Below are 13,900 nucleotides of genomic sequence, written 5' to 3'. Positions count from 1 at the left end.
GCACCCCGCGACGCCCTGTCCTGGTCATGGACCCGCGTGGTGCAACGGGTGGGCAGTCACGAACAGGGGTATCTGGAGCATTGCCGGCGCTATGCGCTGGGAACGGACAAATGACCCGGCGTCGCGTCAGGGCGCCGCCGGGGCATTGAATCAGGAGAGGAAACCCTGCTGGACGGCGACGATCAGGAAGATCCCGAGGGCCGCGCGGTAGATCACGAACGGCCAGGTGGAGAAACGCTCGAGGAAACGCATCAGGCCCCAGATCGCCACGAAGGCCGAGACGCTGGCGACCACGATGCCGAACAGCAGGTGGCCCCAGGCCTCGGTCGGAATCTGCGCGTGGTGCAGCACCCACAGCTCCTTCAAGCCGGCCAGGGCGATTGCCGGCAAGCCGAGCAGGAACGAGAAGCGCGCCGCCTCTTCGCGCTTGAAGTTGAGAAACAGCGCCGCCGTCAGGGTCGAGCCGGAGCGCGAAACGCCCGGGATCAGCGCGCCGATCTGGGCGATGCCGACGATCAGCGCATCACGCAGGCGCATTTCACCGACCACCCGCTGGTGCCGACAGGTGAACTCCGACACCGCCAGCAGCAGCGCCATCACCAGGCAGGAAACGCCGATCACGGTCAGGCCACGCAGGGGCGAATCGCAGGCGTTGAGCGTGGAAGACAGGGCCAGGCCGGCGATACCGATCGGAAGGGTCGCCAGGATGATCGCCACCGCCAGCTTGAACCACTGGCTGTCGAAGTCGCCCTGGCGAACCGCCGTGACACTGCCGCCCACCACGTCGCGCACATCGCGCCAGAAATAGCTGACCACCGCCGCCAGCGCCGCCAGTTGCATGGCCGCCGAGAACGCCGAGCCCGGGTCCTGCCAGCCGAGCACCGCCGGAACGACACGCATGTGGGCAGTGGAGGAAATCGGCAGCAGTTCGGTGATGCCCTGGATGATGCCGAGAATGCCGATCTGTAGGTAGTTCAGGGAAGCGAAGCCGATATCGAGGCCGGCGGAGCAGACGTTAGACAAGATGAGTTCCTGAAAAGGGCGAGGGGTTCACGGTCTTCGCACAGGCGCGCAGCAGCGCCTTGAAGCGCAGACACAGTGCGGCGAATGATGGGCCGGTTCTCGCCGAATTTCCAGTTAAAACAAAAGCAAAAAGGCAAGCAGTAAACTAATTCTATTTATGTCAAAGCCGACCCCAGGCGCTCCGCACCCTGGGGCCGGGACGTCCGGTCAGACCGCCGCCTCCTGCGTCGAATGGGCGACAGCGCCGTAGTAGCGCCAGCAGCAATGGTCCCGGTGCCCCGGCAGAATCACACAGCCGCTGAGGCTCAGCAGCAGGACCGCGGCAACGAGCAGCGAGAGACGACGAGACATGGTGGTATTCCTCAGGGTGCGGTGGATAGAGCCGCTGCACGGACGACGCCACAGCGCCTGCCGATGGTCAACGGTTACCGGTTGAACGCGGGCACCTGGAGAAATCCGTCGCACCCCTCGTACGATTTCATCAACGCCGTGGCCACCCTGGGTAATACTTCTTCCCGACACGGCGGAAAAGCCCGCGAAAAATTTTCGGTTTTGCCGCGACGGATTTTTTCGGCGTCCTGCGTTCAACCCATCAGCAGCGTTCACTTTCGTCCGCCGCATGAAGGAGTTGTCATGAGACCTGCACGACCTCTGGCCACATTTCGCCTTGCCCTGCTCATTCCCCTGGCATTCGCGGCCCTGACCAGCACCCCGACCTTCGCCCAGCCCGAGATCATCATTCGCGAGGCACCGCCGCCCATGCGCGTGGAAGCCATTCCTGTCGAACGCCCCGGCTACGCCTGGGATCGCGGGCACTGGCGCTGGGAAGGCCGCGGTTACGTCTGGGAGCCGGGCCACTGGCAGCGCGTGCGCTACAACGCCCGCTGGGAACCGGGCCACTGGGCGCCGCGCGGGCCGAACTGGGTGTGGGTCGAAGGCCACTGGATCCGCTGAATGCAGGCCCCCGGCTGCGCGCCCCGCAGCCGGGCCATCCGCTCAATCCGAAGCTGAGCCACCGGACCGGGATTTGCCATATTGAAAGAAACTGATCCGGACGTTGAATTGCTGGCCCGCATCGGCAACAACGAACCGGCGGCCGTCAACGAGATGGTGTCGCGCAAGCTGCCCCGTCTGCTGGCGCTCGCCGCGCGGATCCTCGGCGATGCCGAAGAGGCGCGGGATGTGGCCCAGGAGAGCTTCCTGCGCATCTGGAGGCAGGCGGCGAACTGGCGCAGCGGCGAGGCGCGCTTCGACACCTGGCTGCACCGGGTCGCGCTGAACCTCTGTCACGACCGCCTGCGCCGGCGCCGGGAACGCCCGCTGGCCGACGACGAGGAGCCGATCGAGGTGCCCGACAGCACGCCGGCGCCCGACGAACAACTGGAAGCGGCCGCCCGCAGCGAACAGATGGCCGCGGCGTTGGCGGCGTTGCCCGAACGGCAGCGCGAAGCCATTGTGCTGCAGTATTACCAGGAGCTGTCGAACATCGAAGCCGCGGCCCTGATGAACATCAGCGTCGAGGCACTGGAGAGCCTGCTGTCGCGGGCCCGGCGCAACCTGCGCGGCCACCTTGCCGAGACGCTCGGCGATGCCGGACTGGGGAGGGAAAGACGATGACGCCCGAACGATTCGCCCAACTGGCCGAGGCCTACGGCGCAGACCTGCGGCGCTGGCCGGCTACCGAGCGGGCCGGCGCCGAGGTATTGCTCGAACAGCGCGACAGCAGCGCCCTCGCCGCCCTCGATCAGGCGCGCCTGCTCGACAACCTGCTGGACAGCCACCAACTGCCGGCACCGGACCCGGCCCTGATCCGCCGGATCCGTCTCTCGGCCGGCCAGAACCGCGCGCCCTCCTTCTGGCAGCGCTATGCTGGCTGGCTGTCTCCGGCCGGCGTCGTCGGCGTCGGCGTGGCCGGGATCGCCGCCGGCATCCTGGTGGCCTCCCTGAGCCTGCCGTTGCCCCTGCATTCCGCCGAAGTGCTGCCCAGTGTCTTCGACCACGGCGATGCCGACATCGTCTTTACCGTCAACGCCGAGGAAACCGAGCAATGACCCCACCCAAGTACCTGAAGCCGCTGCTGGCCGTGTCATTGCTGCTCAATGTGTTCCTGATCGGCGGCGTCGGCGGCGGCCTGTATCACTGGCTGGTCAACGCCCGGCCGGCCGAGGTCGCGGTCAACCAGCATGGCTTGCGTCAGGCGCTGATGCAGTTGCCCGAGCCGCGGCGCAAGCAACTGCGCCAACTGCTCAGGCAGAACCAGGCGAACAGCCAGCCGCTGATCCTGGCCGGGCGTGAAGCGCGCCAGGACGTGATCCGCCAGCTGGAAGCCCCGACCCTGGACCGCAACGCGCTGCTGGCCGACCTGGCCCGGGCCCGGGAAGCGGACAACTCGCTGCGGGTGCTGATCGACAACACCCTGGCGGACTTCGCCGACAGCCTGCCGCTGGATGAACGCCAGGAACTGGGCAAGGCCTTGTACCAGCACGGGCAGGCCAAGGCGAAAATCGCCCGAAAGGAGTGATGACCGCGACGGATTGCGCAGGCCCATGCGTTTAACCGACAGAAGCCCGCCAACCGGGCGTCGGCCCTATCGTCACCCAGGAATCACGCCATGTCCCGAATACTCAAGAGCACCCTTGCCGCCGCCCTGGTGGCGGCCACCCTGTCCGGTTGCGTCGTCGAGCCGGTTCATCCACGCCGCCCGCCACCGATTGTCGAGGTCGTCCCGGTGGCCCCGGCGCCGGGCTACCACTGGGTCGCCGGGCACTACCGCTGGGGTCGCGGCCAGTGGGTCTGGGTGCCGGGGTATTGGCGGTACTGATAGGAGCTGGTGATTTAAAAACGAACAGCAAGACCTGACGACCGATGAGCGCAAGGCACTGCGAGCAATCATCGAACAGGGGAGAACGCCAGCCGGCACCGGGCCGCGTGGCTGCCGGCTAGAGGTCGTCCTGGCCCCCATCCCTGTGCCCCGCTTCCAGGGCGGCGACCTCCTCCACCCGGTCCATCTCGCTGCGCACCACATCGCACAGGTCCTCGCAACAACGGAAGTAGGCACGCTCGGCAATCTTGACCGCCTTGAAGCCCTCCTCCAGCGCTTGCGGTTGCGTCTTGCTCAGGGAGGCCACCGTCAACCGCCAGGCTGCGCGGGCACTGTCCCTGGCCGCCAGATAGGGCTTCAAGCGTTCCGAGTCGATCATCGTCATGGGTGGCTCCTGCCGGGGGCGCTCAACTGTTGTCTGTCTGCAATCAATGTAGTGCGGATCAGGATTATTGCCTCCCTATTTGCGCCCCACCGCCGTCACCGCCAGGCGATCGACCGCACTGACAATGTCTTACCAGAACCAGTACGGCAGAAACTTCGGCGTCGGCTCGTTCGCCAACTCCAGGTGATAGGTGATGGAGTTGAAGAAGAAGGCATCCAGCGCCAGGAACGTGGCGACACCGAACGCCAGGATGATCAGTTCACGATGCCGATGTTCGGCGCAGTGTTTGCCAAGCAGATGACGGGCAACCAGCAGCACGGCCAGACTGCCGAGCACGGCGGGATAGTTGGGCAGGAGTGGATGCACCGCGAAGAAGTTATAGGCAAAGACAAACGCAACCAGTCCAAGGCCAATCCACGGCAGCCTCAGGCAAAAACGCAGCAAGCCGTTCTTCGCACCCTCGAACAGACCGCTCCTGTCGACGAAGATATACGCCGCCAACAGGGAAATCGCTGGCGTGATCGACAGGATATAGCGGGCCTTCTTCGCGTTCGGGATGGTGAAAAACAGGATCAGCGCCATGAACCACGCCGCCAGGTAAAACAGCAAGGCGGTATCGCTCTTGCCAGGCGCGCGAAAGAACGTCCTGTACTTGCGCGCGACGACATACAGCGTGAAAAACACCGTCACGCCATAAGTCACCAGGCCGCTGCTGAAGTAGAAGTAGTAGCGCGGCGCATGGCCGCCGGCGAGGCGATCCAGCCCCTGCATCATCAGCACGTCGTGCAGGAAATCCATTCCCCCCTGCACATAGGCGGCCCACGACAGCAAGGCGACTGCGGCGACCAAAATCAGCCCGGACAGCAACGAAAACAGCCCCAGCGCACGCCACTGCCGGCTCAGCAGGTAGTAGCAGCCGACCACGATCGACGGCCCGATCAGGCCGATAGGCCCGCGAAACGCAAAGCCCAGCGCCAGCCCGAGAAACACCAGGGGCAGCCGTGAAGGGTCCTGTTTCACATCACCGCGATACACCAGGTAAAAGCAGATCAGCGTAAACAGCGCCGGATAGACATCCAGTGCCAGCGAGTTGACGCTGTCGAGGAATGACCAGGTGAATAATGAAAAAAGTGCCCCGTACAGTCCCCACTTGCGGTCGTGCAATGCACCCAACTTGTAGATGAACACCAGTATCAGGGCGGCCGTGATGCAATAAGGCAGGCCCATAGACAACACCGAGACCCGACCGAAAGGCAGGGACACCAGATACATCAGCAGCGTATTGGCAATCGTGTAGTCGGGATAAGGCTTCAAGTCGTCGGCAATGGGAAACAGCGTCACGCCGTGATACAGCATGTATTCGGCGAAATCGACGAAGCGGGTGGTGTAATTGAGAATGGCGGGCTTGTACTGCAGGCCCATGAACACCATCAGCGAGAGCAGGAAAATACTCAGACAGGGCTTCTTCATGACCCGTCCGGTCAAGGCGTCCATAGCGTCAGGGCTTCCAGAAAAAGGCGGATGTTACAGCGGCCCTGGATGGAACACCATGAACATCCGCAGCGCCTGGCGCTGTCGCCATCATTCGACAGCCTGCTCCTTCAAGTGGCGGCGCCTGGGCAATGCGGCGTCCAGGCGTGCTGGCGCTCCAGCACGGCGTCGGCGGTTTCACCCAGCAACTCGGCGTACACCCCGGGAGCGGTGGCGCCTTCGGTGTTGATGATCAGCACCCGTGAGTTCGCATCGAGGCCGACCGCCGCCGCACCACCCTCCTTGACCAGGCGTACGAGCCCGGCCAACCCGGCGACACCGGACTCGCCCGCTACCAGCGGGATGTCGCCGGCACTGCCAGCCGCCAGCCGCCCCATGGCCGCCACCGCTTCGTCGTCCTCGATGGTCATGAAGAAATCGACACAAGGCTCAAGGAACCGCCAGGCCAGCGGCGAGGTTTCCCCGCAGGCCAGGCCCGCCATCACCGAGTCCACCGAGCCGGTGGCTTTCGCCGGCTTGCCCTGCAACGCGCTCTGGTACAGGCAGTCGGCCTGCTCCGGCTCGACCATGACGAAGCTCGGGCGCTGCGCCCCCTGCTGCTGCCACAGGTAGCTGGCGATACCGGCGGCCAGGCCACCGACACCGCCCTGCAGGAACACATGGGTAAACGCCGGAACCTGCGCATCGGCGGTGGCCTCGACGATTTCCGCAGCGATGGTGCCGTAGCCCTGCATCACATCGCGGGGGATCACTTCATAACCTTCGTAGGAGGTGTCGGAGACCACGGTCCAGCCATGGGCTCGCGCCAGTGCCGCAGCCTCCTGCACCGACTCGTCGTAGTTGCCGGCGATGCGCACGATGGTCGCGCCATAGGCGGCAATCGCCTGTTCGCGCTCGATGCTGACATGGGCATGCAGGACGATCACACAGCGGCAACCGATACTCTGCGCCGCAGCCGCCAGGCCCTTGCCATGGTTGCCGTCGGTGGCGCTGATCACGGTGAAGTCCGCCAGTGCCTCGGCGTACCGGCCGTCGAGCAGTTTGTGCGGTTCCAGGCGCCGTTCGGGAAAGGTGCCCAGGATCAGCCGCAGCAAGGCGACCGGCGCCCCCAGCGCCTTGAAGCTGCCCAGCGGCGACCGCACCGACTCGTCCTTGACCGACAGGTGCGCAATGCCCAGTTCCCGGGCCAGGTCGGGCAGCGAATACAACGGCGTGGCGCCGGCATTCAGGCGCTTCCAGGGTGCCAGCCACTGGCGACTCTCCTGGGCCTTGGCGATGCTCATCAGCGACTGGAGCGAATCGGGGTACGGCTGGCGGGTGGCCTTGGGGTTGGCGATCAACATCAGGAGCTCCTGTTGAGAGACAAAGGGGGACCGATACCGCTGGACGCGATGTTCAGCGGCTCGGCGTGACCGGGTGAAATCAGGCAGCGCCAAGGCGGCGACGGACGACGTCGAGCAGCACCTGGGCGCCCTGGATCAGTTGTTCGTCGTCGGTGTGCTCGCGCGGGTTGTGGCTGATACCGCCACGGCTGGGGACGAAGATCATCGCCGCCGGCGCGATGCGCGCGATCATCTGCGCATCGTGGCCAGCACCGGAAGTCATGCGCCGATGGCTGAAGCCGAAGCGTTTGGCGCTGGCCTCGATCTCGTCGGCCAGCTCGGCGTTGAAGACCACCGGCTCGAACCGCACCAGGCGCTCGGTGGTGATGCTGACCCCTTCGCGTTCGGCAATCTGTTCGAGGCAGCGGCTCAGGCGCTGTTCGGCACGGACCAGGCGGGCTTCGTCGGGGTCGCGCAGGTCGACGGTGAAGGTCGCCCGGCGCGGGATGACGTTGATCACATCGGGCTCGAATTTCATGCAGCCGACCGTGGCCAGGGTCGAGCCAGCCTCCACGGCGATGTTGCGCAGCTCGGCGACGATAGAGCAGGCGACGAACCCGGCATCATGGCGCAGACGGGTTGGCGTGGTGCCGGCATGGTTGGCGTTGCCCCGGACCTCGACCTGCTGCCAGGAAATGCCCTGCAGGTTCTCGACCACGCCGATCAGGGTGTTCTCGGCTTCGAGGATCGGCCCCTGCTCGATGTGCAACTCGAGGTACTCATGGGGCACGATGGCACCCGGCTCCAGCGAACCGGCATAACCGATGCGCTGCAACTCGTCGCCCAGGCGCGTGCCATCGGTGCCGATGCTGTCCAGTGCTTCTTCCACCGAAAGGCCGCCGGCATGCACCAGCGAGCCCAGCATGTCCGGCTGGTAGCGCACGCCCTCTTCATTGGTGAAGGCGCCGACGCTGATCGAGCGCTGCGGCAGCAGGCCGGCCTCGCGAAAGGCGCGGATCACCGCCAGGCCGGCCAGCACGCCATAGCAGCCATCCAGGGCACCGGCGTTGGTCACGGTGTCGATATGCGAGCCCATCATCAGCGGGCGCTGATCGCCGCTGTCCTGGGCCGAACGCAGGGTGCCGAAGATATTGCCGATGCGATCGACCTGAACCTCCAGGTCGAGCTCACGCATCCAGCCGACCAACAGATCGCGGCCGGCCTTTTCCGCGTCGGTCAGGGCGATCCGGGTGCGCCCGCCCTGCTCGGCATCGACGCCGACCTGGCCCAGTTCCCGGATCTGCCGCAGCAGCCGCCGGCCATCGAGTTGCAGGGGTGTACTCGCCTTCATCCGCCATATCCTCCGGGGCCGCGCGCGTCGGTGCGCCGCCCCCTGTTATCGATCATGGGAGAATCTTATTCGTTGCCGGCGTACGAAAAGCTTGATTTTCAGGTGATGAATGCAATTTTATTGCGCCACCACGGCACCACTCGCCGTTTGCCTACGGAGCGCTCCCCATGGACCTCGATCACTTCGACCTGGCCCTGCTCGATGCGGTGCAACGCGATGCAGGCACCTCGCAACTGGACCTCGGCGCCCAGGTGAACCTGTCCAGCGCCGCCGTCAACCGGCGCCTGAAGAAACTCTGCGCACAGGGGGTGATCCAGGGCACGGTGGCCCAGGTCGATGCACGGGCGCTGGGTTACCCACTCACGGTCATTACCGAGGTGGAGGTGGAGAACGAGCGTCTGGATCTGCTCGACGACATGAAGAAGACCTTCCTCGCCTGCCCGCAGGTGCAGCAGTGCTACTACGTCGCCGGCGAGTGCGACTTCGTGCTGATCATGCTGGTGCGGGACATGGAGCAGTACACCCAACTGACCCGGCAGCTGTTCTTCGAGAGCAACAACGTCAAGCGCTTCAAGACGCTGGTGGCGATGAGCAACGTCAAGACCGGGCTGTTCGTGCCGACGCTGAGCGAGTGACCGCCGGATCGGGGAAAACAGCACAGGAGTCCAATCACGGATAGTTCTCACTCTCTATCCTGCGCTCATGTTTTCCCTGTGCGAGATTGCCTGATGCCGACCCAGACCGCCCCCCATGACATCGTGACACTCGTGGTCCGGCACCGCGTGCGTGCGCAGTACCTCACCGAGTACGAGGCCTGGCTCAAGACCTCGGTCCGCGCGGCCATGTCCCAGGACGGCCACCTGGGCGTCAACGTCATCCGCCCCGGCGAAGCCGACAACACCTTCACCACCATCGTCCGCTTCATCGACTCCGCCCGCCTGCAGGCCTGGATCAACTCGCAACTGCGCGAGCAACTGATCCGCGAAGTCGCGCCGCTGCTGGAAGAGGAAGATCACCCGGAAATCGAAACCCAGGCCGAGTTCTGGTTCACCCCCAACCACGCCGACTCCAAACAGCCGCCCAAGTGGAAACAGGCGCTGCTCAGCTACGGGGTGATCGCGCCGCTGTCCATGGTCATTCCGCAGCTGTGGGGCCCGGTGTTCCAGGCCAATCCCGTGCTGGGCGGGATCGTGCCCAGCAACCTGATCATCACCGCCTGCATCGTCGGCCTGGTCACCTACCTGATCATGCCCAAGGTGACCCGCTGGCTGGCGCCGTGGCTCGCCGCCAAATAAGCGCGCCCCCTCTGCGACGGAGGGCGCGTTCGGCGCTCCGTCACAACCGAACTACCGCAACCCGATAGCCCTGACTCTCAAGCCATCCGGAACGACGTGGCGCCCGCCATTCGCCATGGGCGCCCTCACCGCCAACCTCCAATGAAAGGGTATTCAATGAAACATTCACTCAAACCGCTCTCCCTGGCCCTGGCGCTGGGCCTCACCGCCTCGCTCCCGGCCCACGCCGCCACCTCCGCCAGCGTGGCCGTCGCGCCGCAATACGACACCAGCCACGTGTATGTCGCCCCGGGCGACGTCGATGCCTTCGTCAAGAGCTTCCTCGCCACCTTCGGCGGCAAGAGCACCCCGCAGGTGGTGGTCAACGTGCTGCCGGTGCCGAGCAGCACCACCTCGCAGTTGCTGCAGACGCCGGTCGGCACCGTGTCGCTGTTCGGTTTCACCACGCCGGTGCCGTACCCGTTCGGCGCCGAACGTAACGGCTACCTGGTCAAGGACCTCGACGTTGCCCTGGCCGAAGCCAAGAAGCATGGCGCCGACGTCATCGTCCACGACTTCCCCGATCCGATCGGCCGCGATGCCGTGGTGCAATGGCCGGGCGGCGTGAACATGCAACTCTACTGGCACACCAAGACCCCGGATTACGCGCCGTTCCAGACCGTGCCGGAGAACCGCGTGTACCTCTCCGAGCAGCGCGCCGACGCCTTCATCAAGGGCTTCGTCGGTTTCTCCCACGGCAAGGTCGTGGCCGATGAAAAACGCCTGGACGGCGCCGTGGTCGGCGAGCCGGGCAAGCCGATCCGCCGGGTCAGGCTGGAGTCCGACTTCGGCAAGATGGTGGTATTCGTCACCGACGGCCACCTGCCCTACCCGTACGGTCGGGAAACCACCGGTTACGAGGTGAGCGACCTGGCCGCGACCCTGGCCAAGGCCGAAAGCTCGGGCGCCCATCTGGTGGTCGAACCCAAGGCCGAGCCGGGCCGCCAGTCGGCCATCGTCGAGTTCCCGGGCGGCTACGTCGCCGAGATCCACCAGCCCGTCGCGGCCAAGTGATTGAAGAGAGGTGAACCATGAGCCGACGCCCTTCGCATAGTCGTTATGCCTGGGCTCTGGCCGTGCTGTGGCCGCTGGGAGTTTCCAGCGGCCATGCCGCCGAACCCGCCGAACGCCCCGTGCTGAAAACCAACCGCTGGCAGGAAGACTGGTCGGTGCTGCAGAACCCGGCCCTCAAGACCGCGCCGCTGGACGATCTCAAGTACATCCCCTTGTCCGCGGACAATCCGGACAGTTACCTGTCGTTCGGCGCCACCCTGCGCGAGCGTTTCGAACTCAACGATGCCGCCGGTTTCGGCATTGGCGGGCGCTCGCGCGACTCCTGGCTGATCCAGCGCCTGCAGGCGCATGCGGATCTGCACCTGAACGAACACTGGCGCGTGTTCACCCAACTGGAAGACGCCCGTGCCTTCGGCAAGGAGGCCATCGGCGGCGCCGACCAGAACCACCTCGACCTGCGCCTGGCGTTTGCCGAGTACGTCGACCAGACGGCCGACCACACCTTCAAGGCGCGGGTCGGCCGCCAGGATTTCGCCTTCGACCTGCAGCGTTTCATTTCCTCGCGCGACGGCCCGAACGTGCGCCAGTCGTTCGATGCGGTATGGGGCGACTGGGAGACCGAGAACTGGCGTTTCATCGGCCTGGCCAGCCACCCGGTGCAGTACCTGGACGGCCGCCACTTCGACGACAAGTCCAACGCGGACGTGGCCTTCCACATGCTGCGGGTCGAGCGGCTGATCGGCGGCAAGAACGAGCTGTCCGCCTACTACGGCCTCTATGAAGAACGCGACGCGCGCTACCTTGATGCCCAGGGCGACGAGCACCGCAACATTTTCGACGTGCGCCTGGGTGGCGCTTCGGGCCCTTACGACTGGGACGTGGAAGCGATGGTCCAGAGCGGCTCGGTCGGTTCCAAGGACATCCGTGCCTGGGGTGGCGGCAGCCGCCTGGGCTACACCTGGCAATCGACCCCGTGGAAGCCGCGCCTGGGCCTGCAACTGGATGCGGCCTCGGGTGACCGACACCCCGGCGACGGCACGCTGAACACCTTCAACCCGCTGTTCCCCAACGGCTACTACTTCTCCCTGGCGGGCTATACCGGCTACAGCAACCTGATCCACGTCAAGCCGTCGATCACCGTCAAGCCGGTCACCGACCTGTCGGTCCAGGCGGCGGTCGGCCTGCTGTGGCGCCAGACCACCGAGGATGCCGTCTACACCCAGCCCAACCTGCCGGTGGCCGGCACCGCCGGACAGGGTGGACGCTGGACCGGTTACTACGACCAGCTACGGCTGGACTACGCGTTCAACCGCAATCTGAGTGGGGCCATCGAGGCAGTGCATTACGAAGTCGGCCAGGCACTGCGCGATGCCGGTGGGGATGACAGCAACTACCTGGGGGTTGAGCTGAAGTTCATGTGGTAGACCGGGCATGCTCGGGTATCCGCAAGTCTTCTGGTGAAGCCGGGGGCCTCTTCGCGGGCAAGCCCTGCTCCTACAGGTCTGCGTCGCACACAGAAGCTGCATACGACACACGTCCCTAGGAGCAGGGCTTGTCGGAACGCCGCACCGCCACACCACCGCGAAGCTCTGGCTTTTTCTTTTGCTTTTGCTTTTGCTTTTGATCTACCCGCCCCGTTCCCAGCCGGCTGAGTGGAGGTTCTGTTTCGAGAGTCGCCCGGCAGGGATGCCGGGCGAGCCGTGTTGGGCCATGGATGGCCCGTCACGGCGTGCTCTCGAAACAGAACCGGAGCGAAGGAACCCTCGCGCAGCGAGGGCCAATGGAGGGGCAAGCGTTTTTGGTTACTTTTGCCGCGACTGGCAAAAGTGACTCGCCCGTAAGGGGCGAAACCGTAACATCAGCTAAACGCGCAAACGGATATACACACCGCCTCCGGCGTCACGCCCCTTCACGGCAACCACAACCACCAGCCCACCGACCGCACAGACCACCGCCGCGACACCGAACGCCCCGCTGTACCCCCCGCCATACTGCACCAGCAGCCCGGTCAACGACGGCGCGATGATGCCCGCGATGTTCGCCAGCAGGTGCACGAAGCCACCGGTACCACCGACGCGATTGCTCGGCACGATGTCCTGGATCAGCGCCCAGCAGATCTGCGGGGTGACGAACAGGAACACACTGGACACGGTGATGCAGGCCACCGCCATGTGCAGCGAGGTCACCCGCGTGGTCAGCAGCACGCAGGTGGCCGCCACCCCCAGCCCGACCACCAGCATGATCTTGCGTGCCCGAATGACGCTGCCCAGTTTCTTGCTCAACACATCGGTCAACACGCCACCCCCGAGGAAGCCCACGGCCGCCCCCAGCCAGGGAATGACGCTGACGATACTCATGCTCTTGATGTCCAGGTGCTGATAGTCCATCAGGTAGCTGGGCAACCAGGTCAGGAAGAAATACAGCACATAGTTGAAGCAGAAGAACGCGGTGGCCACCGCCAGTACCGGTGCCGAGAAGATGCACGAGACCAGGCTGCGCTGCTCCTGCACACCTTCGACGGCGGAAGTGGCGCGGCTGCTGCGAATCAGCTCGCGCTCGGCTGCTGACACCTTCGGATGCTGGTCCGGCGTGTCCTTGAAGAACATCAGCCAGGCCGCCAGCCAGACCATGCCCAGCAGGGCAATCACCACGAACGAAATGCGCCAGCCGAAGTTCAGCGCCACGATCCCGACAATCGGACCGGCCAGCGCCGCCCCCAGCGGCTGGCCGCAGTTGGTCAGGCCCAGCGCGCGTCCCGCCTCTTCCCGTGGGAACCAGTTGGAAATCGCCTTGTTGGTCGTGGTGCCCATCGGCCCCTCGCCCATGCCGAACAGCACCCGGAACACCAGCAACTGGAAGTAGCCGGTGATCAGCGCAGTGGCGCCACAGAACGCCGACCAGGTGCCGGCCGCCAGCGCAAAAACCCGCTTGGGCCCGAACCGGTCAGCCGCCCAGCCGCCGATGAAGCAGAAGGCACAGTAGCCGATGAAGAAACTGCTGAAGATGAAGCCCATCTGGGCGTCGTCAATGTGCAACTCGGTCTTGAGCAGCGGAGCGACCACGGACAGCGCGGCTCGGTCCAGGTAGTTGAGGATGCCGGCGAAAAACAGCAGCCCGGCGATCTTCCAGCGGTAATTGCCCATCATGGTTGTAGTGCCT

At 65.1% G+C, this 13,900-nt stretch carries 16 protein-coding genes; 9 read left to right on the top strand and 7 right to left on the bottom strand.

Annotated features, from left to right (window positions below; genetic code table 11):
• Positions 1 to 150 precede the first annotated feature (150 nt).
• Both ACMGT0_RS12045 and ACMGT0_RS12040 read right to left on the bottom strand, forming a co-directional pair.
• Positions 151 to 1,023 carry an undecaprenyl-diphosphate phosphatase gene (locus ACMGT0_RS12045; RefSeq protein ID WP_054059101.1) on the bottom strand — a complete coding sequence of 291 codons (873 nt, stop codon included), beginning with the start codon at positions 1,021 to 1,023 and terminating at the stop codon, positions 151 to 153.
• Positions 1,024 to 1,230: 207 nt separating this feature from the next.
• Positions 1,231 to 1,374: a hypothetical protein gene (locus tag ACMGT0_RS12040; protein WP_192842729.1), complete on the bottom strand. Its 144-nt coding sequence runs from the start codon at positions 1,372 to 1,374 to the stop codon at positions 1,231 to 1,233.
• A gap of 282 nt (positions 1,375 to 1,656) precedes the next feature.
• Here ACMGT0_RS12040 and ACMGT0_RS12035 point away from each other — a divergent pair, with 282 nt between their 5' ends.
• The 5 genes from ACMGT0_RS12035 (at position 1,657) to ACMGT0_RS12015 (ending at position 3,844) form a co-directional block, all read left to right on the top strand.
• Complete coding sequence (locus ACMGT0_RS12035; RefSeq protein WP_054064207.1) at positions 1,657 to 1,977, top strand: YXWGXW repeat-containing protein; 321 nt, start codon at positions 1,657 to 1,659, stop codon at positions 1,975 to 1,977.
• Positions 1,978 to 2,058: 81 nt separating this feature from the next.
• Positions 2,059 to 2,640 (top strand): RNA polymerase sigma factor, encoded by a 582-nt coding sequence (locus ACMGT0_RS12030; protein ID WP_054064206.1) that lies wholly within the window; start codon positions 2,059 to 2,061, stop codon positions 2,638 to 2,640.
• Positions 2,637 to 3,074: a hypothetical protein gene (locus ACMGT0_RS12025; RefSeq protein ID WP_054064205.1), complete on the top strand. Its 438-nt coding sequence runs from the start codon at positions 2,637 to 2,639 to the stop codon at positions 3,072 to 3,074. Before ACMGT0_RS12030 ends, ACMGT0_RS12025 begins: the two co-directional genes overlap by 4 nt.
• Entirely contained in the window at positions 3,071 to 3,544 is a 474-nt protein-coding gene (locus tag ACMGT0_RS12020; RefSeq protein ID WP_416772734.1) for a periplasmic heavy metal sensor, read from the top strand. The genes ACMGT0_RS12025 and ACMGT0_RS12020 overlap by 4 nt, the downstream gene beginning before the upstream one ends.
• Before the next feature lie 90 nt (positions 3,545 to 3,634).
• Complete coding sequence (locus tag ACMGT0_RS12015; RefSeq protein ID WP_054060818.1) at positions 3,635 to 3,844, top strand: YXWGXW repeat-containing protein; 210 nt, start codon at positions 3,635 to 3,637, stop codon at positions 3,842 to 3,844.
• 118 nt (positions 3,845 to 3,962) lie between these two features.
• Here the strand turns inward: ACMGT0_RS12015 and ACMGT0_RS12010 are convergent, their stop codons facing one another.
• From ACMGT0_RS12010 to ACMGT0_RS11995, 4 genes are all read right to left on the bottom strand, one after another.
• Complete coding sequence (locus tag ACMGT0_RS12010; RefSeq protein WP_054060819.1) at positions 3,963 to 4,229, bottom strand: hypothetical protein; 267 nt, start codon at positions 4,227 to 4,229, stop codon at positions 3,963 to 3,965.
• A gap of 129 nt (positions 4,230 to 4,358) precedes the next feature.
• A complete protein-coding gene (locus tag ACMGT0_RS12005; RefSeq protein WP_416772731.1) occupies positions 4,359 to 5,699 on the bottom strand; it encodes an ArnT family glycosyltransferase in 1,341 nt (446 codons plus the stop codon).
• A 131-nt stretch (positions 5,700 to 5,830) separates the two neighbouring features.
• Complete coding sequence (locus ACMGT0_RS12000; protein ID WP_054064202.1) at positions 5,831 to 7,063, bottom strand: diaminopropionate ammonia-lyase; 1,233 nt, start codon at positions 7,061 to 7,063, stop codon at positions 5,831 to 5,833.
• Between the two features lie 79 nt (positions 7,064 to 7,142).
• On the bottom strand, positions 7,143 to 8,393 hold the full coding sequence (locus ACMGT0_RS11995; RefSeq protein ID WP_054060822.1) for a Zn-dependent hydrolase: 1,251 nt from the start codon (positions 8,391 to 8,393) through the stop codon (positions 7,143 to 7,145).
• A 167-nt stretch (positions 8,394 to 8,560) separates the two neighbouring features.
• On the opposite strand from ACMGT0_RS11995, the gene ACMGT0_RS11990 reads away from it, so the two are divergent.
• From ACMGT0_RS11990 to ACMGT0_RS11975, 4 genes are all read left to right on the top strand, one after another.
• Entirely contained in the window at positions 8,561 to 9,028 is a 468-nt protein-coding gene (locus ACMGT0_RS11990; protein WP_054060823.1) for an Lrp/AsnC family transcriptional regulator, read from the top strand.
• Positions 9,029 to 9,121: 93 nt separating this feature from the next.
• Positions 9,122 to 9,688 (top strand): antibiotic biosynthesis monooxygenase, encoded by a 567-nt coding sequence (locus ACMGT0_RS11985; protein ID WP_416772729.1) that lies wholly within the window; start codon positions 9,122 to 9,124, stop codon positions 9,686 to 9,688.
• 156 nt (positions 9,689 to 9,844) lie between these two features.
• Positions 9,845 to 10,741: a glyoxalase gene (locus tag ACMGT0_RS11980; RefSeq protein WP_416772727.1), complete on the top strand. Its 897-nt coding sequence runs from the start codon at positions 9,845 to 9,847 to the stop codon at positions 10,739 to 10,741.
• Positions 10,742 to 10,758: 17 nt separating this feature from the next.
• Positions 10,759 to 12,165: an alginate export family protein gene (locus ACMGT0_RS11975; protein WP_054060826.1), complete on the top strand. Its 1,407-nt coding sequence runs from the start codon at positions 10,759 to 10,761 to the stop codon at positions 12,163 to 12,165.
• Between the two features lie 438 nt (positions 12,166 to 12,603).
• Here ACMGT0_RS11975 and ACMGT0_RS11970 read toward each other — a convergent pair whose 3' ends face one another.
• On the bottom strand, positions 12,604 to 13,887 hold the full coding sequence (locus tag ACMGT0_RS11970) for an MFS transporter (protein ID WP_054060827.1): 1,284 nt from the start codon (positions 13,885 to 13,887) through the stop codon (positions 12,604 to 12,606).
• Positions 13,888 to 13,900: the final 13 nt, after the last annotated feature.

Source organism: Pseudomonas sp. RHF3.3-3, assembly GCF_048069595.1.
Classification (GTDB): domain Bacteria; phylum Pseudomonadota; class Gammaproteobacteria; order Pseudomonadales; family Pseudomonadaceae; genus Aquipseudomonas; species Aquipseudomonas fuscovaginae_B.
The sequence above is the reverse complement of the archived record's forward strand: the minus strand, read 5'-3'. Positions and strand labels throughout refer to the sequence as shown.